Source organism: Homoserinibacter gongjuensis, from assembly GCF_030161875.1.
Classification (GTDB): domain Bacteria; phylum Actinomycetota; class Actinomycetes; order Actinomycetales; family Microbacteriaceae; genus Homoserinibacter; species Homoserinibacter gongjuensis.
Genome location: NZ_BSVA01000001.1, coordinates 1,782,729 through 1,801,719, shown reverse-complemented (window position 1 = coordinate 1,801,719; position 18,991 = coordinate 1,782,729). Strand labels below are relative to the sequence as shown.

General features: G+C 68.1%; 21 protein-coding genes, 1 tRNA gene and 1 pseudogene. 10 read left to right on the top strand and 13 right to left on the bottom strand.

Annotation, left to right across the window (positions count from 1 at the left end; all coding sequences use genetic code 11):
* Positions 1–44: 44 nt before the first annotated feature.
* A complete protein-coding gene (locus QQK29_RS09730; RefSeq protein ID WP_284299875.1) occupies positions 45–1,043 on the top strand; it encodes a hypothetical protein in 999 nt (332 codons plus the stop codon).
* Positions 1,044–1,195: 152 nt separating this feature from the next.
* Positions 1,196–1,591 carry a hypothetical protein gene (locus tag QQK29_RS09725; protein WP_284299873.1) on the top strand — a complete coding sequence of 132 codons (396 nt, stop codon included), beginning with the start codon at positions 1,196–1,198 and terminating at the stop codon, positions 1,589–1,591.
* A gap of 69 nt (positions 1,592–1,660) precedes the next feature.
* On the opposite strand, the gene QQK29_RS09720 is transcribed toward QQK29_RS09725, so the two are convergent.
* Positions 1,661–2,824 (bottom strand): restriction endonuclease, encoded by a 1,164-nt coding sequence (locus tag QQK29_RS09720; protein WP_284299872.1) that lies wholly within the window; start codon positions 2,822–2,824, stop codon positions 1,661–1,663.
* Between the two features lie 174 nt (positions 2,825–2,998).
* Between QQK29_RS09720 and QQK29_RS09715 the strand changes: the two genes are divergently transcribed.
* Positions 2,999–3,328, top strand: a complete 330-nt coding sequence (locus tag QQK29_RS09715; protein ID WP_026095586.1) for a hypothetical protein — start codon at positions 2,999–3,001, stop codon at positions 3,326–3,328.
* Here the strand turns inward: QQK29_RS09715 and QQK29_RS09710 are convergent.
* The 6 genes from QQK29_RS09710 to QQK29_RS09685 form a co-directional block, all read right to left on the bottom strand.
* Positions 3,309–4,155 (bottom strand): IS5 family transposase gene (locus QQK29_RS09710; protein WP_431308788.1). Its coding sequence is split into 2 segments (ribosomal slippage): positions 3,309–3,848 and positions 3,850–4,155, totalling 846 coding nucleotides; the frame shifts between segments, so codons are not numbered across the junction. The genes QQK29_RS09715 and QQK29_RS09710 overlap by 20 nt on opposite strands.
* A 527-nt stretch (positions 4,156–4,682) precedes the next feature.
* Positions 4,683–5,114 carry a DCL family protein gene (locus QQK29_RS09705; protein WP_284299853.1) on the bottom strand — a complete coding sequence of 144 codons (432 nt, stop codon included), beginning with the start codon at positions 5,112–5,114 and terminating at the stop codon, positions 4,683–4,685.
* Between the two features lie 73 nt (positions 5,115–5,187).
* A complete protein-coding gene (locus QQK29_RS09700; RefSeq protein ID WP_284299852.1) occupies positions 5,188–5,760 on the bottom strand; it encodes an ImmA/IrrE family metallo-endopeptidase in 573 nt (190 codons plus the stop codon).
* Positions 5,761–5,866: 106 nt separating this feature from the next.
* Entirely contained in the window at positions 5,867–7,033 is a 1,167-nt protein-coding gene (locus QQK29_RS09695) for a helix-turn-helix domain-containing protein (protein ID WP_284299849.1), read from the bottom strand.
* Positions 7,034–8,380: 1,347 nt separating this feature from the next.
* Positions 8,381–8,452: transfer RNA gene (locus QQK29_RS09690), tRNA-Gln, on the bottom strand.
* 16 nt (positions 8,453–8,468) lie between these two features.
* Complete coding sequence (locus tag QQK29_RS09685) at positions 8,469–9,470, bottom strand: nucleoside hydrolase (protein ID WP_284299847.1); 1,002 nt, start codon at positions 9,468–9,470, stop codon at positions 8,469–8,471.
* A 54-nt stretch (positions 9,471–9,524) separates the two neighbouring features.
* Between QQK29_RS09685 and QQK29_RS09680 the strand changes: the two genes are divergently transcribed.
* Positions 9,525–10,016, top strand: coding sequence for a MarR family winged helix-turn-helix transcriptional regulator (locus QQK29_RS09680; protein ID WP_284299846.1), 492 nt, complete (start codon positions 9,525–9,527; stop codon positions 10,014–10,016).
* Between the two features lie 21 nt (positions 10,017–10,037).
* On the opposite strand, the gene QQK29_RS09675 is transcribed toward QQK29_RS09680, so the two are convergent.
* Positions 10,038–10,862, bottom strand: a complete 825-nt coding sequence (locus QQK29_RS09675; RefSeq protein ID WP_284299844.1) for a hypothetical protein — start codon at positions 10,860–10,862, stop codon at positions 10,038–10,040.
* Positions 10,863–10,931: 69 nt separating this feature from the next.
* On the opposite strand from QQK29_RS09675, the gene QQK29_RS09670 reads away from it, so the two are divergent.
* The 3 genes from QQK29_RS09670 (at position 10,932) to QQK29_RS09660 (ending at position 12,989) form a co-directional block, all read left to right on the top strand.
* Positions 10,932–11,879 (top strand): oxygenase MpaB family protein, encoded by a 948-nt coding sequence (locus tag QQK29_RS09670; RefSeq protein ID WP_284299842.1) that lies wholly within the window; start codon positions 10,932–10,934, stop codon positions 11,877–11,879.
* A gap of 133 nt (positions 11,880–12,012) precedes the next feature.
* Positions 12,013–12,597: an FMN reductase gene (gene msuE, locus QQK29_RS09665; protein WP_284299840.1), complete on the top strand. Its 585-nt coding sequence runs from the start codon at positions 12,013–12,015 to the stop codon at positions 12,595–12,597.
* Between the two features lie 122 nt (positions 12,598–12,719).
* Positions 12,720–12,989 (top strand): hypothetical protein, encoded by a 270-nt coding sequence (locus QQK29_RS09660; RefSeq protein ID WP_284299838.1) that lies wholly within the window; start codon positions 12,720–12,722, stop codon positions 12,987–12,989.
* Between the two features lie 5 nt (positions 12,990–12,994).
* On the opposite strand, the gene QQK29_RS09655 is transcribed toward QQK29_RS09660, so the two are convergent.
* The 3 genes from QQK29_RS09655 to QQK29_RS09645 all read right to left on the bottom strand — a co-directional run bounded on the left by QQK29_RS09655 (position 12,995) and on the right by QQK29_RS09645 (position 15,172).
* Positions 12,995–14,248 (bottom strand): flavin-containing monooxygenase, encoded by a 1,254-nt coding sequence (locus QQK29_RS09655; RefSeq protein ID WP_284299836.1) that lies wholly within the window; start codon positions 14,246–14,248, stop codon positions 12,995–12,997.
* A 17-nt stretch (positions 14,249–14,265) separates the two neighbouring features.
* A complete protein-coding gene (locus tag QQK29_RS09650) occupies positions 14,266–14,823 on the bottom strand; it encodes an OsmC family protein (protein WP_284299834.1) in 558 nt (185 codons plus the stop codon).
* A gap of 115 nt (positions 14,824–14,938) precedes the next feature.
* Entirely contained in the window at positions 14,939–15,172 is a 234-nt protein-coding gene (locus QQK29_RS09645; protein ID WP_284299832.1) for a hypothetical protein, read from the bottom strand.
* A gap of 38 nt (positions 15,173–15,210) precedes the next feature.
* Here QQK29_RS09645 and QQK29_RS09640 point away from each other — a divergent pair.
* The 3 genes and pseudogenes from QQK29_RS09640 (at position 15,211) to QQK29_RS09630 (ending at position 16,980) form a co-directional block, all read left to right on the top strand.
* A pseudogene (locus tag QQK29_RS09640) lies at positions 15,211–15,647 on the top strand (MarR family winged helix-turn-helix transcriptional regulator).
* 53 nt (positions 15,648–15,700) lie between these two features.
* The gene (locus QQK29_RS09635) at positions 15,701–16,036 is read left to right on the top strand and encodes a PadR family transcriptional regulator (RefSeq protein ID WP_284299831.1); all 336 of its coding nucleotides are present in this window, start codon (positions 15,701–15,703) and stop codon (positions 16,034–16,036) included.
* Positions 16,033–16,980: a permease prefix domain 1-containing protein gene (locus QQK29_RS09630; RefSeq protein WP_284299829.1), complete on the top strand. Its 948-nt coding sequence runs from the start codon at positions 16,033–16,035 to the stop codon at positions 16,978–16,980. Before QQK29_RS09635 ends, QQK29_RS09630 begins: the two co-directional genes overlap by 4 nt.
* Positions 16,981–16,992: 12 nt before the next feature.
* Here QQK29_RS09630 and QQK29_RS09625 read toward each other — a convergent pair whose 3' ends face one another.
* Both QQK29_RS09625 and QQK29_RS09620 read right to left on the bottom strand, forming a co-directional pair.
* Positions 16,993–18,183 (bottom strand): alpha-hydroxy acid oxidase, encoded by a 1,191-nt coding sequence (locus QQK29_RS09625; protein WP_284299827.1) that lies wholly within the window; start codon positions 18,181–18,183, stop codon positions 16,993–16,995.
* A 49-nt stretch (positions 18,184–18,232) separates the two neighbouring features.
* Positions 18,233–18,886, bottom strand: a complete 654-nt coding sequence (locus QQK29_RS09620) for a GntR family transcriptional regulator (protein ID WP_284299825.1) — start codon at positions 18,884–18,886, stop codon at positions 18,233–18,235.
* Positions 18,887–18,991 lie beyond the last annotated feature (105 nt).

The window sequence follows — 18,991 nt, the reverse complement described above, 5'->3', positions numbered from 1 at the left end:
TTCAATGCTTCCCGAACCGCCAGGCAGGCAACGACGCCCTGAGTGTGGCAGCGGGCTCCGCAACAGCCAAGCGCGTTGTGGACCTCATCGTTGACGCTCATGCAGCCGGCACCCACTTCAGTTCGCCCCCAGCGCCGCCCGCAGGCGAACCACCGAGGGCTTCTACGTCCATCACACTTGGGTTCCCAGCCGTCGATGACGACCTGGTCGCGCTCGAAGTTGAAATAGGAGAAACAGGCAGTCACAAGAGCGCCAAGCGGCCTGCTAGCGATCCTCAAGACCTCGCTGGGTGGTCGCCCGAGGCGAGCCACTACGTGCTCATAGCGTTCCCGAGCGCTGGCGACAAGTTCGTTGTCGTCACCGAAACGATCCGCGGCCGCGACCCAATGAAGCGCCTCTTCAGTCGCCTGCAGGAACTGGACCTGAAAAGGAAGAAAGCGTCAGACGAGGCCCAGGCCGCAGCTCGGAAAAGCGGCGAAAAGGCGAGCCAGCAAGTGCCCTATAGGCGCCTGGTTTTCCGGTACGCTCAGGCCGCAGACAACGCTTACCTCAGCGACATACTCGCGGAGGCGAAATCTGTCACCGCGAAGTTCAAGCGCTACGAGCCGTCGCCCCGTGGGGGCGACCGTCAGGTCGTGAGCAGAACCCTCACGATTGAGCTTCGCGACGAACGCGGCAAGATCGCTGCGCGCGACACGGGCAAGAGATGGCTCAAGCAAATGCGTGGGGACCACTCCCCGTCGCGTAAGACCGGCGTGTCGGAGCTCGGCGATGTCCTCGGTTCTCACGGCTTTGTGGACGAGGGAGAAACGGACGGCTATGAGGAGGCGACCCTCAGCGTCGCGAGTTCCGACGGTGGCCGCACAACCATCGCCGTTGACACACTGCGCGACGTGTTCACGTACCCAGTGTCGGACGGTAGGCCGAGTGTGTACTACTACTACGACAAGGTTGCACCTCGCCTTTCGGCTGTCGCTCGCGAAGAAGGAATACGGGTGCGGAAACTGAACCCCAAGGAGATCGAGGGTTGGCTGGACGGCTAGATCCCAGGCCACTGCTCAGTGCACTAGCGGCTGGAGTTCGCAAGCGACGCCTCGGGGAGGCAGCTCAATCCTCGGAGCCCGTTGACTGGTGGACTTGGGTCGTCCTGCTGGGGGCGCCGACAGCGGTTCTCATCCTTGCGATCGCGCTAAGGGTGCGACTCGACGCCGCAAGCGAGCTTCTGGCCGGCGCGGCCCTCCTCGTCGGAGCGTTGGTGGCAACTTTCTCGCAGGTCGCAGTTTGGCGGGAGCGGCTTCTGGCCCGCGACGACACCGTCGGACCGATGCGGATCCGAGCGTTGAACGAGGCGGCCGCCCACATTCTCTTGGGAACGATGGCGTCTGTGGGAGCGACAGTCGCTATCGTCACGCTCGTCAGCTTCAGCTGGCCTTGCGCAAGCGTGGTTGGCCATTGGGTCCAAGTCGCACTGAGTTCACTTACACTGGGCCTCTTTGCCTATGTCGTGGTCACGATCATGATCGTCATCAATCTGCTCTGGGACGCCTACCAGGAGGAGGGCACCCGCGCTCCGCGGGACCTGGACGAATAGGTGCGGTAGCGGGCGCTTGTCCGGAGCCGCTCACAGGCCAAGCTTCCGGTCGCGCCGCGGCGCCTCTAATCAGTGCAGCCCGTAGGCGGCCACCAGGTCTGGACGTAGCGCTAGAAGCGACTCCAGTTTGCTCTCGGACCAAAGTTCCACATGGGGACGAGACCCCGCCTCGTTGTGCTGGTCTGCCCAGGCAACGGCGTCAGCGGTAAAGCGTCCGCTCGTTGCGACGACTACGGCCGCAAACCGCGGTTGCCACAACTGCGATTTCGTCACAGTGGCTGAGACCTCGTCCGGCGGTACGGACCTGCTTTGCCAGTGCTTGAGCTGAACCATCGTTCGCTCACTTCGGACCGAGCCGCTTCCGTCCGCAAAACGGCGCGTCGCGCTTATGTCTCGTCCCCTATCGGGAGCGTTGGTGTGCGTGAGCCATTCGACGTTCTCCCAGTTCTCGAAGCCTCGGCAGAGGTCGAACATCAAGCGCTCGAAGTCATCGTCCGAGATCGCGGCCCAGTTGAGCTGCGTTGTGACGCCACCGGTCGGATGGGAGGCTGCGATCACACCGAGGTCATCCATTGGTATCAAGATCGGTTCGTCGGCTCCTAGCGCGCCCGCGTCAATATCCGCGCGAATCGACGGCCAGTCCAACTCAAGAATGTCCATCCAGTCGTGCGGCTGCGCGAACCGCAGATGCCGGTGAAGATCGCTCCATCGTCCTTGGCGAGTCACGCTGTCCCCGAGAAGTCGTTCGATCTCGGCGAAGATCTCGCGGAATCGCAGTGTCTCCGGTCCTTCTACGGGATCGGACCCCTCGGGCATGCTCGAGACAATGCGCTCAAGGAGGTTCGTGCCCTCGTCAGCAATCTCCGCGAGCCGTGCCCGCACCGCGTTTCGCCGGGCGCGACGGAGGCGCCAACGGTACTCCTCGATATCCTTGGCCGGGCCTTCGGCAAGCTCCCACGCTCCGGTTGGAAGTTCACCAATCTCCGCATACTCGAGAAATGCCCGCCCGACCTCGTCGAGATCCGGAAGAGCATCACGGATCGTGAACCCGTCGATTGGCGGCAAACCCTTCAGCAGTTCGGGCCAGGAACGCGCAAGGTCGTCGTACGCGGCGTCGGACCCCAACGAGGGCCCCGAAGGTATGAACGGTCGGGCGCGAGCCCAGAGTGCTTCAACCTTCGCGAGGTTCGCGGCCGCCTTGTCAAGCCGATCAAGCACCGTGCTGAGTTCCACGTTTCCCAGCCTGGCACGGGCCTTGGCCTCGATGGCTGAAGGTCGCGGCGCAACCCGGAGGAAGGTGGCGCTCGCCGTCGGCCGGCTTCTCTGTGACGCCCAGCTCGCTAGGGCGTGTTGATCAAGAAGGTGCGGGGTGGCCAGCCGCCGCGAGTTGCGCGGGAGAATGGGCGTGTGAAGATCCAGGTGCTGCATATCGAGGATTGCCCGAATTGGCAGGAGGCGGGCGATCGAGTACGGCTGGTGCTCGACTCGATCGGACGGGGCGATGTTCCGGTGGAGTTCGTGTTGATCCGCACCGAGGCTGAGGCGGTGAGCTCTGGTTTCGCGGGCTCGCCCACGATTCTTCTGGACGGTCAGGACTTGTTCCCGTCCCAGGGGAACACTGCCGACTTGGCGTGCAGGGTCTATCTGACCGAGCGCGGCTTTGCGGGTGCGCCGACGGTGGGACAGCTTGAGCGCACGCTGCAGGAGCGCGAAGCGCTCAGCGGAGATCGGTCTTGATCCAGATCAGCGCCGCGGCGAGGCTGACGGCGGCTCGGTAGTTGCGGGCGAGTTTGTCCGAGCGCATCGCGATGCCGCGCCACTGCTTGAGACGGTTGAAGCAGCGTTCTACGACGTTGCGTCCCTTGTAGCGTTCCTTCTGCTTGTCGCCGAAAGCGATCGGCCGGCCCGGCTTCTTGCGGCGGTGCGCGATCTGGTCGTCCCGCTCGGGGATGGTCGCCGCGATCCTCCGGTCGCGGAGCCAGGCGCGGTTCGCCCTTGAGGGGTACCCCTTGTCGGCGAGCACCCGGTCGGGGCGGGTGCGGGGGCGGCCCTTCCCGTCGCGGGGAACGCGGATGTTCTCCAGCACCGCGCTCATCATCGTGGTGTCGTTGATGTTCCCGGCGATGATCATCATGCTCAGCGGCCGGCCGCGGCCGTCGCAGACCACGTGCAGTTTGGTCGTCAGCCCGCCGCGGGAGCGTCCGATCCCGTGATCAGGCGGCTCGGACCACGGATTCTTGTGATTCGGCACAGCCCCCTGTGTCCCGGGCGAGGGTCGCGCCGTGCTGATGCACGCGCGCGATCGTGGAGTCGATCGAGACGACCCAGTCGATTTCCCCAGCGGCGTCGGCCTGCTTCTGCACCTCGGTGAGCAGCTTCTGCCAGGTGCCGTCCCCGGCCCACCGGTTGAACCGCTTGTAGATCGAGTTCCACTTCCCGAACCGTTCCGGAACGTCACGCCACGGCGCACCGGTCCGGTACTTCCACGCCATCCCCTCGATAGCGAGCCGGTGATCCGTCCACGGCCGCGACCGACCGGTCACCGTCGGCATCAACGGCTCCATCACGGCCCACACCTCGTCAGAGATCTCCTGTCGCGTCACCGTTCAAGACTCACCCACCGAGGAGCGGAACCTCTTGATCAACACGCCCTAGCGCGACAGGAGGGAGCGGACGCTGCGCTCTGGCGGGAGGAGCGACGCGCCGAGGATCGGCGCCGGCCACGCCGGCCGGACTTGACCCGAGGTACTAGTCAAGTCGAAGCGGCTGCCACTCAGCCGTCTTGTCCGCTGCCGCAGCCGCTGCCGCTGCCGCTAGGGCGCCCAGCCGGTGTCGGGCTCTCGGGTACGCCGCGCAGCTTCAGTAATGGTGGCTAGACCGTACCGGGCATGCGCTGCGTGGAAGTCAAGCCAGCGATCACGCACTGCAGAATCGACGAACGCCCCACCGACCTGAGCGTGGCCGAAACCCGAGTGCACCTCGATCGACGCCCAGCCACCCTCAGATTCAGCAAAGCGATAGGTGAGCTGGCCCCAAGTCGGCCCAACGTAGATCACCTGCGCGTCCGAAGGATCAAGGATCTGCTCGCCGGTTAGCGTGCTGTATACCGCGCCAGCTTCAAATGCAGCGTCTCGGAAGTCATACCTGACATCCTCAACCGCAAATCGCATGGCTTCCTTTGCGTCAGTCTTGGCATTGCCCCCAGAATCGCGGTGCGGTAGCTGAAATCCACCCGGGTCCCGTCGACTCGCCGGATCCATATGCCGATCGCGTCGGGCCTGACGTTGTAGCGTCCGCCGTCCACCGTCCGCCCGATGTAGAACGCTTCCACCCCGGGTCCCGCCTTCTCGTCTCGGTCGGGATGTCGTTCAAGTACCTCCCTGAGCATCAAGTCGTGGACGGGATCTGTGATGTCATCGTCCACCCCGTAGCCGGAGTCCCTCAGGATCGCGCGGAAAGCAGCTTCCGCGGCCGTTTGGGTCGACCAAGCGAAGCTGTCCAAGACGACGGGCTTTGCAGGCATTGATGCCCTCCTTCTAGGTACGGATGTTGCGGCTACTTGGACGACAACTGTCGAGGAGTTCGAGCGACGGCAATCAGATAGAGCACACGTTGCAGGCCCGAACCTGCAAGGAGTTGGTCGTCATCGATGCCTGCGTCGGCCAGGGCTTCCTCGCTCGCGCGAGCATCGACGGCATCTCGAGCACAGAGACCTTCCCGGGCTCTGCGCGGCGCCAGCCATTCTGCGACATCCGAATGATGGCGTTTCGGTAGGTGACGTCGCTCATCACTCCGAGAGTGCGCGCCCGGTAGAGGAGGGCCGCAAGACTCACACCCCAGTGTTCCTTCAGTGCCGCCAACTCGCGCCACCCCTTCCCAGCAGTGGTCGCGGGCAGGAGAGGACGGATCTCGGCAGCGGGCATGAGGAACTCCGAGGCGAACCTGTGCGCCTGGTCCTCGAGCACTTTGCTTCCTGGCTCGGAATCGTGGTGCATGATCAGGTGCCCAAGCTCGTGAGCAACATCGAAACGCTGACGGTAGTAGTCGTCCTTGACGGGGTTGAGGACGATGACCGGGCGGGTGCTGGAGGTCAGCGAGTAGGCATCGATCGAGGCGACACCGGGTTCGCTGTAGACGACCACGACACCATGACGCTCCGCCAACCGCACGACATGCTGGACGGGCCCCGGGGAAGACCGAAGTGCTCTCGCGCGTGGCGCGCAGCCCGCTCGGGCCCGTCGGGGTCATCCGGCTCTACTGGCAGGTCGGGCAGCATCAGTTCAGGCAGTTCAACGCTCGCCTCGAGCAGGCCCGCAACCTCGGCCACGAAGCGACCGTATGCCTCTGCCTCGTCTTGAGCGACCTGTGGGGTGGAGCGGAGCGACCTGAAGTGCGGACGAGAGATGCTCGGCGGAGGCCCCCGGCGAAGAAGAGCGGTTCGACACCCAACGCGAGAGCGAGCTTCGCGACGGTCGATCGGTTTGGCTGCTTCGCCCCAGATTCCCAACCCGTCACCGAGGCGGGTGACATGCCGATCAGCTCGGCGAGCTTCGACTTCTTGATGCCGGCCAGCTGACGGGCCATGGTCAGGCGGCGCGCGTTGAAGAACGAGGTCGCATCGACGAGGCGCGAGTCGTGGGTCTTCTTATTCATCGTTGGACCCAGCGGCCTCGCCCGACCGAGGTCGGCGAAGACGCACGGCGATCTCCTCCGCCTCGATCGAGGCGGGATCGCCCGGCAGTGTGGGTCGAGTATCGGCGGCGTCGACTTGGGGCCGCCGCCGCCGCGAAGGATGAGCTGACGCCAGTACCAGCACCCGTCCCCACGGTAGGCGGGGTTCTTGCTCTGGCCGATGAAGAGCTCGTAGCGGCCGGTCACAGGGTCGTACGCATGCGCGGCGACGAGGGTGACGCCGGCGAAGTCGTCGTCATCGGGGATTCCCGGAAGGGTCTCGAGGCCGTAGTCAGCGTCGTCGAACAGGGTGACCCCGTGCACGTAGTGCTGATTGGCGACCTGCCTCTTTGCATTGCTCCGCTGCCCCCACTGGATCTTGTCGATGCCGTCGAACTTGTACGACTGCAGCAGAAGGCGGTGCCCATCCGCCGCCCAGCCGGGTGAGCCGTGGTAGTCCTTGCGAATGATGGCCCCGCTCGGGATCTGCGGCATGGAGGCGAGGGCCGCCGGCGAGATTCCACGGCGCACCACGTCCCTCCCTTCGCCGCTGACGTCGTCCGAGAGAGCGAACCGCCCATTCGACGTCGCCCGATCCATTAGGTCGCGAATGTGTACGAAGTTGTGGAGCCCGAGGATCGCCTGATCATGGCCACGCTCTTCGTCGTAGTCATCCGCCGTCATCCGGAATCCGACGGGCGCCGCCCATCCGACCACGGCGAGTAGGCCAGAGCGGCTCAGGCTGGCCAGGGCGTCGTCTTGCGCGGTCATGACTCTAAACGTAGCGCTATGGCCAGTATTTCGCAACGGATTTTTTACTCACGGCTATTTCTTGCGCCCCCTTTCACCCCTTCGTAGGGAACCCCTGGATGCCGCGCATAGGCACCTCGGGGCCCGGTGCGGCCCCGGAGGGGAACATGGAGCCGACCACACGATGGAGTCTTCTCGCATCGTCACGCGACCACCTGCTGAACGCGGACGATGCACTGTCAGTCCTTTATTACCGGACACGGCAGACATGGAATGGCCCCACAAGGGTTGTCCTATGGCTCAGACGTTTCGACGAGCTCGCGGCTTTCGCGCAGCAACATCGGCGGATGCCAAGAGGGCGCGGGCCCGTACCGGGGGCGTCGGCCGGAAGGCCAAAGCCGCGCCCGAAGACGAGCGGGTTCGTGGGGCTGTGGTTGTTTTCGGAGTTGGTCACCTCCGCCCTATGCCGCGAACGTCGAACCGGGTGCGAGTTCGCCGGACCAGGATCGACGGACGGATGTTGGCAAGCGTGGGAGTCGAACGTATATTCGAAGAATGGGCGCGCCAGAACCAGTGACAGACCTCACCGGCCGCCGCATCGGCACCGTGCGACTCGTGCACATAGGGTCACGTCGACACGCCTTCTGGGAAGCCAGGAGCCTTGACGGCTGCGACCTCGGAGCGCACACCCGACGCGTAGACGCCGAGGAAGCGATCCAGGATGACTGGGAGGCCGGGCGACCGGGCTTGCGCAGGCCTGCGTTCGCGATCAGGTCGCCGTAGCTCCTCCAGACGAGCGGCCCGTAGAAAAGCGGGTACTTCAGTGGATACTCCAACCCCTGATACCGCACGGCAAACGACTGGCCGTGCAGAATCGCGTTTCGAGCGAGACGCAACCCTACGAGCACTGCGCCGTGTGCGTCCGCACTCCGGGCCAGCTTGTAGTTCTCGCCGCCACTGGCTTCCAACGCCTCGTCGACAGCACATGCCCAAACGACCGTGTTGGCGACTGCCAGGTCGAGCTCACCGGGCCCGTCAACCAGTGCGTCATGGGATTCAGTAAAGAATCTATAGAGGAGCTCAAAGTCCACGCGGCGAACATACTGCCAGCCGTGACGGCGTCACGTCTTCAACGACAACGATCATCGCGACGCGCGCCGCCGCGGTCGGGACCGACCGGCTCAGCCGTAGCGGACAAGGGACATGTCCCGGACCCCTGCGGTTGCGCGATGTCCCGCCCCGTGCCCGCGCCGAGTCTCGCTGGCGCGGGGACAGCGATGCGCCGGACACCAACCTGACCCGCGACCAGGCCATTCGTGCCTAGTTCAGTTACGGGAAAAATCGCCGAGTTACGGGAATCCCTCGACGCTCCGCCGCCAGGATTCGAACCTGGACCTAACAGCTCCAAAGGCTGTCGTGCTGCCGTTACACCACAGCGGATCGCGCATTGCGCCCGTCAAGTCTGGCACGACCGAGCGCCGCGACCCGGCGCGAGCCGCGCCTCAGCGCCCGGGCAGCACCGTGTTGAGGAACAGCCGCGCCACTCGCTCCGCGTCCACGCCGAGCGCCACATCCACCGACGCCCACTCGGTCGTGAGTCCGTGCGCCGCGTCCTCTCCCGGGTGCTCGCGCCGGTCGACGACGGTCTGCCCGCGCCCGTAGCCGGCCAGCTCGACACGCACCGGCAACCGCGCAACCTGGAACGCATCCGGGTCGACGATGCTGCACACAGCCCCCGCGTCACCGATCCACCCGATGTAGTCGCCGCGCGTGCCATCGGGTGACGCGATGCGGTGATCCAGCAGGCGCCCCACCACCGACGGCAGCAGGTCGTCGGATGCCGCGAGCGCCTCGGTCGTCTCCTCGCCACCGACACGTGATTGAACACGTCGAGGCCGTACATGAACAGCGGCACGCCCGAACCCAGCACGATCGAGGCGGCCTCCGGGTCGTGCCACACGTTGAACTCGGCGAGCGCGGTCGCGTTGCCGACACTCGCCGAGCCACCCATGAAGACGATGCGGCCGATATTGGCAGTGACCTCCGGATGCGTGCGCAGCAGCAGCGCGAGGTTCGTCTGCGGGGCGAGCGCCACGAGGGTCACCGGCTCGGGTGACGCGAGGATGCGGCGGCGCAGGAAGGCGACCGCACCATCCGATTCCGCGGTGCGGACGGCAGGCGGCAGCTCGACCCCCGCGAGGCCGTCGGCGCCGTGCACGTGGCTCGCGTCGCGCGGTGACTCGATGAGCGGGCGGTGCGCACCGGCGGCGACCGGCACATCCGTCGCCCCCGCGAGCGCGAGCACCCGCAACGTGTTCTCCACCACCTGCAGCAGCGGAGCGTTGCCCGCCACGCAGCTCACGCCGATGAGATCGAGTTCCGGGTGGGCGGCCGCGAACAGCAGGGCGAGCGCGTCGTCGACGCCCGTGTCGACGTCGAGGATCACCGGGATGGGCATGCACCCATCCTCGCGGATGACGGGGAAGGCACCGTCACTCGCAATAATGGGCAGATGCCCGAGAACGACGAGGTCGATCGCATCGTGGCCGCGTGGCAGCGCGCGCATCCGGGGCTCGACTTCTCGCCCCTGCAGGTGCTCTCGCGCGTCGCCCGGCTCGCGAAGCACCTCGACCGGGCGCGACGCGACGCCTTCGCGAGCTCGGGACTCGAACCGTGGGAGTTCGACGTGCTCGCGGCCCTGCGCCGTGAGGGCCCGCCGTTCCACGCGAGCCCGAAGGCACTGCTGCAGCAGACCCTCGTCTCGAGCGGCACCATGACCAACCGCATCGACCGGCTCGTCGAGCGCGGCTTCGTGGAGCGCCACACCGATCCGCACGACGGGCGCGGCGTCGTGGTGGCGATGACGGACGCGGGACGCGCCGCCGTCGACGACGCCATGGGCGAGCTCGTGGCGCGAGAGGCGCAGCTGCTCGGGGCGCTGCCCGCGGCGGATCAGGAGCGGCTCGCGGGGTTGCTGCGGAAGCTCAGTCTCGACTTCGACTGAATCGTTGGCGTCGCGGCGCGACTACTGCCCGAAGCGGCACCACTCGGCGACCCAGGTGAGCACCTGCGACTTCAGCTCGGGCGGCATCGGCAGCTCGATCGTGCCGGCACGGGGCTCCCCCACATCGATCGTGAAGATCGTGCCGCGCTTGTCCTCCTGCACGACGTGCGGATCGCACCGCTGCGGCACGAGCGGCACCTCGATCGAGGTCTCGACAGACTGAGCATCCAGCGCGAGGCCGAGCCTCCAGCGGTCGCCGTCTTTCGGGGCGAACTGCACGAGGTTCGTCGAGCGCAGCTCGGCGAGCAACACGGGCTCTCCTGCGCCGGTCGGCGTCGCGGTGAGCATGGCCATCGCCGGTTCGCCGGGCGGCGACGCCGTGAAGCCCGTCCACGTGAGCGACGACGTGCGCTCGATCTCCACGAGCAGACACTCGCGCTCGTGCAGGCCGATCGTGAAGTCCTCGGCCGAGCGCAGGTCGGCCACGAACCTGGTGCCGTCGTCGCGCGTCAGCGTCAGCGTGCGCCGCACCGCGCTGCCCTCGCACACCGGCTCCGGCAGCGCGAAGCGCAGGTCGCTCGTCGCGCCGGGCTCCAGCCGCACCTCGCGGTCGATGTCGACGGCGGATGCGAACCTGCTGTCGTCGAGGCGCGCTGCGGTGAACGCGAGCGCGGCATGCGATCCGTTGTGCACGCGCAACTGGGCCATCCGCTCGGCCACATCGGAGCGCTGCTGCATGACGAGCACCGTCACCCCCTCGGGCAGCGCGGGCGGCGCCGCGACGCATCCGGCCAGCAGCGCGGCGAGCGCGAGCCCGAGAGCGACGAGAGCGCGTCGTGCAGGCATGGCGCGAGGATAGCGCCACGGGACGTTCGGCTCCCGCGTCGCACCGCATCCGCTCGTTACGCTCGGCGCATGGCGCGCACACCCGGCATCGAACCCTGGCGATCGCGCCTGCTCATCATGTTCTCGGGCGAACCCGACGGACGGCCGAAGTGGGTGCGGGAGGTCGACGAGGGCGACGACGCCGGGTACTTCGGCGAAGGCTCGGCCGCGTGGCATGTGCACGGATCGATGGGCACGCTCGTGGCGGGCATCCGGGCGCTGCTCATGCAGACGCTGCATCCGGGCGCGATGGCCGGCGTGCACGACTGGTCGCGCTACCGCAGCGACCCGCTCGGGCGACTCTCGGGCACCATCCGCTGGATCATCACCGTCACGTTCGGCTCGGCCGAACAGGCCCGCCGCGAGTCGGGGCGCGTGAACCGCTTCCACGACCGCGTGTCGGGCGAGTACACGGATGCCTCGGGCCGTACCGCGGCGTACTCGGCTCACGATGCCCCGCTGCTCGACTGGGTGCACCTCGCCTTCACGGATGCCTTCCTGGGTGCCGCCGAGCGCTGGGCACCGCGCATCCCGGGCGGCGCCGACCGCTACGTGGCCGAATGGGCGATCGCGGGTGAACTGGTCGGCGTCGTCGACCCGCCGCGCACCGCCGGCGAGCTGCGCGAACGCCTCGACTCGCTGCGCCGGGCCGGCGTGCTGCAGCGCGACGACCGCGTCGACGACATCGTGCGCTTCATCCGCCGCCCGCCGCTCGCACTCTCGATGCGCGTGCCCTACGCGATCCTGTTCGGCGGTGCCGTCGCGTCGCTCCCTGTGGAGTTCCGCCGGATGCTGGGCCTGCGTCGCCCCTGGTGGCCCGCCATCACCGCGACGCGCGTGGCGCTGCGCGTGGTCGAGCGGATCCTCGGACAGACCTCCACGTCCGAAGCTGCGGCACAGCGACGGCTCACCCGCCTGCGCGCCGAGGGGCGTTCGACCGAGCCCGTGCCGTGGGTGCGCGAGCCCGCCGACGGCTGAACGGCCGCCGCAGGGCCGCCTGCTGCAACACGAAGTCACGGAATGCAACCTCGGGACGCATAGCCCCCTCGTCCCCGACCACGGTGACAGGATCGGCAGGGCGCCGCGCCCACAGCGGCGGAAGGAGACCTGCATGAGCGACACCATCCGCGTGGTCGGGGTGAGCGGAAGCCCCACCGACCCCTCACGCACCACCGCCCTCGTGCGGCGGGTGTCGGAGGCGTTCGCCGACAAGCTCGGCGGCGAGACGCAGGTGATCGAGCTCGCGACCGTGCTGCCCGCCCTCGCGGGAGGTGGCTACCGACCGAGCCTCGGTCCCGCCGCGCAGGATGCGCTCGAGGCCGTCGAGACCGCGGATGTGCTCGTCGTCGGCTCGCCCGCCTACCGCGCCACCTACTCCGGCCTCTTCAAGCTGTTCTTCGACTACGTCGGCCAGTACGCGCTCGTCGACACGCCCATCGTGCTGACGGCCACCGGCGGCTCGGATCGCCACGCGCTGCTCGTGGAGCACCAGATGCGGCCGCTCTTCGGGTTCTTCCAGGCGCTCACGCTGCCACTCGGCATCTTCGCCAACGAACGCGACTTCACCGACTACCAGGTGACCTCCGACGACCTCGACGAGCGCATCGAGACCTCGCTCTCGCGCGCGCTGCCGCTCGTGCGCAGTCAGCTCGTCGCGAATGCGGTGGCGCGGGAGCCGGCGCTCGCAGGCGGGTAAGGCTCGGCGAACCCTTTCCTCCACAAACCGTCGTGTGGCGTGTTCTCCACGAATCTGCGTCCAGGCCCGGGACGCTGCTGGCGCACTGGATACGGTGGAGGCAGACCGGCAGAATGGAGGCGATGTACGTGTCGATCGAGGTGCTCACCACGCTCGGCAGCTTCGCTGGGCTGCTGGTGGCGATCGTCGCCGGTTTCGGGTGGACGATCCGCCGCACCGACGCACAACTGCAACACGCGACAGGTCGGCTCGAGGCGCGCATGGACCGCATCGAATCGCGCATGGACCGCCTCGAGGGGCAGACAGCTGCGTTGACCCACGAACTCACCGACGTAAAGATCACGATCGCGCGTCTCGAGGGTCCACCGCCGCGGCTCTACACGATGCGCTGACGCCCTCAGCTCGCGAGCTCGGCGCGCGCCGATTCGCGCCCGCCGAGGTACTCGACGAGGTGCTCGGCGAGCTCCGCGCTGTCGTGCGCCGCGCCGCTGATGTACGTCGAGCGACGACGACGCAGCAGGCTCGTGCCGAGCACATACAGGCCCGGCGCGTCGGGGATCACGCCGCCCTCGTGCCACAGCCGCCCCTTGTAGTCGAGCACGGGCACCTCGAGCCACGAGTAGTCCGGGCGGTAGCCGGTGGCCCACAGCACGGTGCCGACCTTCTCGCCCACGAGGTCGAGCTCGAGTCGGGGCGAGTCGTCGACGACGGTCGGGTCGAAGCGCTCCACCGGGCCGACCTCGGCATCCGTCTCGGCGGCCCAGGCGTCGAAGCGCTCGAGCAGCCTGTCGAGCTTGAGGTCGGCGAGGCGCACGGTGTTGGCGAGACCGCCCGAGAACTGGGCGACGCCCTCGTGCACCCGCCCGAGGCGCCCGACGATGCGGATGCCGCGCTCGTGCAGCGCGCCGATGCCGACAGCACGGTCGGCGCTGCCCACGAGCTGCGGCGAGGGCACGTGGCGTGCACGCACGATGTCGTCCACTTCGTCCCAGCGCTCGTCGAGCACGCCGGCGGCATCCATCCACCAGAAGATGTCGCGACCGCGGTAGCTGCGCGGCATGCGCACGTGCTCGCCCGTCGAGATCGTCACCTCACGCCCGCTGCGTGCGAGCTCGTCGGCGAGCTGCACCCCGCTCGCGGATGCACCCACCACGAGCACGCCGCCCTCGGGCAGCTGCTCCGGCGAGCGGTAGTGCTTGGCGCTCAGCGACAGGACGCCCGACGGCACGCCCTCGGCGTGCGCGGGCACGTTCGGGATGCCGCTGCCGCCGTTCGCGAGCACCACGGCATCCGCCTCCCACACCCCGTGGTCGGTCGTGACGCGATAGCCGCGCTCGAGCGGGGCGACGCTCGTGACGGTCACCCCCGCCCGCACCGGGGCCCCGATGGCCCGCGCGTAGGCCGCCAGGTGGTCGGCGACCTCGCGCGAGCCCATGAACCCGTCGGGGTCGTCGCCTGCGTAGTCGTGACCGGGCAGGCCGGTCTGCCAGTTGGGCGTGAGCAGCCGCAGCGACTCCCAGCGCTCGGTGCGCCAGGCGTTCCCGGGCTCGCCGCGATCGAGCACGACATGCTCGACGCCGTGCTCGGTGAGCCGACGGCTCATGGCGAGGCCGGAGTGACCGGCCCCGATGATCAGGACCTCGGTGCGCACGTGGAGCGACGTGCCCCTTACGCCACCGAGACGGTGACGTTCGTGGGGTTCGTGAGCGCGTCGAACACCGCGGAGCGCTTCTGCGACTGCGCCACGAGCGCCGCGATGTCCTCGTCGCTCGCATCCGCGTCGATGTCGAAGGTCACGCGCACCTCGTTGAAGCCGTTGCGCACCTCGGGGTCGCCGCCGAGGATGCCGAGGATGTCGTGGTCGCCCTCGACGGTCGCCTTGACGCTCTTGAGCTGGATGCCGCGGTTCTGCGCGACGGCGGCAACGCCCGCGGTGAGGCACCCGGCGAGCGCCGCGAGCACGGTCTCGACGGGGGTCGGGGCGTGGTCTTCGGACGCGAAGGGCTCCGGGTGGTCGCCCTCGAGCACGAAGGGCTTCTTGTGCTGGTGCTCCTGGCCGAGGCCCGTGAAGCTCTCGATGGTCTGGCGGGAGTGCGTGCCGCGGATCCACTCCGAGGTCGCCTTCCAGGTGAACTGCGCGGCCTCGGGGGCCTGGCGCAGAGCGTCACGGGCGCCCAGGAGCGCGTCGCTGTTGACTCCGTTGTCGACGGTTGCGGTGTCGGTCATGGGGTTTCCTCTCTCGGGTGAAGACATCGTGAGAGTAGCCCCGTGACTCCGTCTGAGCCCCTTGCATTGCGAAACATGACAATCGGCGGCAGCCCCCGCACGGCCGGATGCGCGCTCAGGGGCAGTGCAGGATCGTGCGGCCGTCGGCGAGAGCCTTGGTGTGGCCGGTCATCGCGGTGCCGCACAGCGGGCACGCGCGTTGGGGTGCGGGCGCCGGCGCCGCCTGGTCGTAGGGGCCGAGCGGCGGCGGCCCGATCCACGGGAAGAGGATGCGGTTGAGCCGGTTCACGAAGCCGCGACCCTTCGCGAAGTCATTGCCACGATGGAAGTCGCTGCCGATACGTGCCATAACCATTAGTGTACTAACTAATTCGCTAGGCTGAGGCCATGGCCCACCAACCCGTCGACCTGCTCGCCCTCGAGAACCAGGTGTGCTTCGCACTCGCGGTGGCATCGCGCAGTGTCAATGCGCTCTACCGGCCCGTGCTGGAACCGATGGGGCTCACGCATCCGCAGTACCTCGTGATGCTCGCCCTCTGGGAGCGCAGCCCCCGCTCGGTGCGCGACCTCGGCAAGGAGTTGCAGCTGGATCCCGCCACCCTCTCCCCTTGCTCAAGCGACTCGAGGCGCTCGGCTACGTCGCCCGCCACCGCAGCACCTCCGACGAGCGCGTGCTCGAGATCACCACCACGGATGCCGGCGCCGCCTTGCGTGCGCAGGCCGAGACCGTGCCCCCGCGCATCATCGAGCGGCTGGGCATGGGACTCGACGAATTGGATGCCCTGCGCGGCTCTCTGCACCGCGTGATCGAGGCCGCCCGCTAGGACGATATCCGGTTCTATTGCATTAGTGTGTGCCACACAGTATGGTGTGACACATGTACGACGACGAGGTGCTCGCCACCCACCTGCAGGAACTGCGCCGCGGCACCGTGGTGCTCGCGTGCCTGCTGCTGCTGAAGAACCCCGGCTACGGCTACGCGCTCATCGAGACCCTCGAGCAGCGCGGGTTCGCCACCGACGCCAACACTCTCTACCCGCTGCTGCGCCGACTCGAGAAGCAGGGCCTGCTCGTCTCGGAGTGGGACACCGCCGAGGCGCGGCCGCGCAAGTTCTACCGCACGAGCGACGACGGAGCCCGTCTCGCCGAGCTCCTCAGCGCCGAGTGGCGCACCATCGACACCGCATTCGACACCCTCAAGGACCAGCCATGACCACCAGCACTCTCACCGACCGCTACGTCTCCGCCGTCGTGCGCGGCGTGCCCGATCGCCAGCGCGCCGACCTCGAGCAGGAGCTGCGCGCATCCCTCGCCGACGACATCGACGCGCGCGTCGAGGGCGGCGCCGAGGCGAAGACCGCCGAGCGCGAGGCCATCGTCGAACTCGGCGACCCCATCGTGCTCGCCGCGCGCTACGCCGGCCGTCCGTTGCACCTCGTGGGGCCCGAGCTATACGCCGACTGGCGGCGCCTGCTCACGGTGCTCGAGTTCATCATCGTGCCGATCGTGGTGGCGACCCTCGTGATCGTCGGCGCCGTCAAGGGCGACACCTTCGGAGGCATCGTCGGCGGCGCGGTCTGGACCGGCCTCTCGGTGGGCGTGCACCTGGCCTTCTGGGTGACGGTGACGTTCGTGCTCATCGAGCGCAGCCCCTCGATGGCGGCGAAGAAACTCATGATCTGGACGCCCGACATGCTCCCCGAGACGGCCGCCCAGCGCACGAGCCGCACGGAGTTCATCGTCGAGACCGTGCTCGCCGCCCTCTTCCTGACCGCCTTCGTGCTGTCTCCGTTCGTGAGCCCGTTCACGGATGCCGCAGGCGCCGTGGTGCCGCTGTTCGACCCGTGGATCTGGCAGTCGGGCATCCTGATCGTGCTCGTTCTCGTTCCGCTGCTGCAGGTGGGCGCGGGCGCGCTCAAGCTGCGCGGCCACTGGACCATGCCGTATGCGGTGGCCGCGACGCTCATCGACGTCGCCGGCGCGATCGCGATCATCGTGCTCGGCGCGACCGACCACCTGTTGAACCCGGCCTTCTTCGACGCCGCCGGATGGCCGCAGTCGGTGATCGGGGTCACCAACATCGTGGTGATCGTGGTGGGTGCGCTCGCGATCGCCACCTCGGCGTGGGAGAACATCCGCTCGGTGCGGCGGGCCTAACGGCCGCGCGGCCTACCGCACCCGCGGCACGAGACGCTCGAGCTGGCGCACATGCGCCGGCTCGAGCTCCGCGAGGCTCGAGGCGCCCAGCAGCTTCATGGTGCGCACGAGCTCACCGGTGAGGATCTCGATCGCGCGATCGACACCGGCGCGCCCGCCCGCCATGAGGCCGTAGAGGTAGGCCCGCCCGATCATCGTGAACCTCGCGCCGAGTGCGACGGAGGCGACGATGTCGGCCCCGTTCATGATGCCGGTGTCGACGCCGATCTCGACGTCCCTGCCCACCTCGCGCACCACATCCGGAAGCAGATGGAACGGGATCGGCGCGCGATCGAGCTGGCGCCCGCCGTGATTGGAGAGCACGATGCCGTCGACCCCGCGGTCGGCGAGCGCCTTCGCGTCGTCGACGTTCTGCACGCCCTTGATCACGATCTTGCCGGGCCACATGCCGCGGATGACGTCGAGGTCGTCGAACGAGATGGTCGGGTCCATGGCCGCGTCGAGCAGCTCGCCCACGGTGCCGCCCGTCGTGGAGAGCGAGGCGAACTCGAGCTTGGGCGTGGTGAGGAAGTCGAACCACCACCACGGGCGCGGGATGGCGTTCAGGATCGTGCCCGCCGTGAGCTGCGGCGGGATCGAGAATCCGTTGCGCTTGTCACGCAGGCGCGCGCCCGCGACCGGGGTGTCGACGGTGAAGTGCAGGGTGTCGAAGCCCGCCGCGGCCGCCCGCTCGACGAGGCCGTAGGAGATCTGCCGGTCGCGCATGACGTAGAGCTGGAACCAGTTGCGCCCCTCGGGGTTGGCCGCCTTGACGTCTTCGATCGAGGTCGTGCCGAGCGTCGAGAGCGTGAACGGGATGCCGGCCGCGCCCGCGGCGCTCGCCCCGGCGATCTCGCCCTCGGTCTGCATGAGGCGCGTGAAGCCGGTCGGCGCGATCGCGAACGGGTACGCGCTCGGGCCCCCGAGAATCGTGGAGTTCGTGTCGACGTCGGTGGCGGGACGCAGGATGCGGGGGCTGAACTCGACATCCTGGAACGCCTGGCGTGCGCGCGCGAGCGACAGCTCGCCCTCGGCAGCCCCATCCGTGTAGTCGAACGCGGCGGTAGGCGTGCGGCGCTGGGCGATGTCACGCAGGTCCCAGATCGTGAGCGCCTTCGCGAGCCGGCGCTTCCTGCCGTTGAACTCGGGCTTCTTGAACCGCATGAGCTCGACGAGCTCGACGGGTCGGGGAACTGGCGCTTGACCACGGGGGTCACCTTTCGTGCAGGGTTTCGAGATGCGCGTCGTAGTGCGCGAGCAGGCGATCGCGCGACGCGAGGATGTGGCTGCGGGTGAGGTGCTCGGCGAGCGCCGTGTCGCCCGCGGCGACGGCGTCGAGGATGCGGCCGTGCTCGGCCACGACCTCGCGGGTCGAGCGCAGGCGATGGGCGTCGACCTGGGCGATCGCGAGCTCGATCTCGCCCATGAGCTGGTCATGCAGCCGCGGCAGCCGGGTGGAGGGCGAACCCTGCACGAGCGCACGGTGGAAGGCGATGTCGATCGCCCAGTAGGACGCGTCTGCGTCGAGCGCGCTCAGCCGCTCGTGAGCGGCGGATGCGGCATCCGGAACTGCGGCGGTGCCGGCCAGCAGTTCCACGGCGGCCGACTCGACGGCGGCGCGCGCGGCGAACAGGTCGACGAGGTCGTCGCGGCCGAGTCGCCGCACGCGTGCCGCGTGGTGCGGTTCGCGCTCGAGCAGCCCGTCGGCGACGAGCCGGTCGATCGCGATGCGCGCGGTCGGGCGCGCGACGCGGTAGCTCTCGGAGACGAGCGCCTCGGTCACCGCGTCACCGGGCGGGAGCACGCCCGTGAGGATCGCGTCGCGCAGGGAGGCGACGACGGCATCCGGGCGCATCGCTGCATCCATCGTCGCTCCCGTGCCCATGATTGTCAGACAATACCAGATTGTCTAACAATCCGCGTCCGCGAGAGTACGTGCTTTTGGCCACAAACGAGCCCGGCGAGCCCAAAA

Coding starts and splice junctions, on each gene's coding strand:
- msuE (WP_284299840.1), top strand. CDS start 12,013: ATGAGCGACACCATCCGCGTGGTCGGGGTGAGCGGAAGCCCCACCGAC.
- QQK29_RS09650 (WP_284299834.1), bottom strand. CDS start 14,823: ATGACCGACACCGCAACCGTCGACAACGGAGTCAACAGCGACGCGCTC.
- QQK29_RS09675 (WP_284299844.1), bottom strand. CDS start 10,862: ATGCCTGCACGACGCGCTCTCGTCGCTCTCGGGCTCGCGCTCGCCGCG.
- QQK29_RS09645 (WP_284299832.1), bottom strand. CDS start 15,172: ATGGCACGTATCGGCAGCGACTTCCATCGTGGCAATGACTTCGCGAAG.
- QQK29_RS09660 (WP_284299838.1), top strand. CDS start 12,720: ATGTACGTGTCGATCGAGGTGCTCACCACGCTCGGCAGCTTCGCTGGG.
- QQK29_RS09620 (WP_284299825.1), bottom strand. CDS start 18,886: ATGGATGCAGCGATGCGCCCGGATGCCGTCGTCGCCTCCCTGCGCGAC.
- QQK29_RS09670 (WP_284299842.1), top strand. CDS start 10,932: ATGGCGCGCACACCCGGCATCGAACCCTGGCGATCGCGCCTGCTCATC.
- QQK29_RS09680 (WP_284299846.1), top strand. CDS start 9,525: ATGCCCGAGAACGACGAGGTCGATCGCATCGTGGCCGCGTGGCAGCGC.
- QQK29_RS09685 (WP_284299847.1), bottom strand. CDS start 9,470: ATGCCCATCCCGGTGATCCTCGACGTCGACACGGGCGTCGACGACGCG.
- QQK29_RS09705 (WP_284299853.1), bottom strand. CDS start 5,114: ATGCCTGCAAAGCCCGTCGTCTTGGACAGCTTCGCTTGGTCGACCCAA.
- QQK29_RS09695 (WP_284299849.1), bottom strand. CDS start 7,033: ATGACCGCGCAAGACGACGCCCTGGCCAGCCTGAGCCGCTCTGGCCTA.
- QQK29_RS09630 (WP_284299829.1), top strand. CDS start 16,033: ATGACCACCAGCACTCTCACCGACCGCTACGTCTCCGCCGTCGTGCGC.
- QQK29_RS09635 (WP_284299831.1), top strand. CDS start 15,701: ATGTACGACGACGAGGTGCTCGCCACCCACCTGCAGGAACTGCGCCGC.
- QQK29_RS09625 (WP_284299827.1), bottom strand. CDS start 18,183: ATGCGGTTCAAGAAGCCCGAGTTCAACGGCAGGAAGCGCCGGCTCGCG.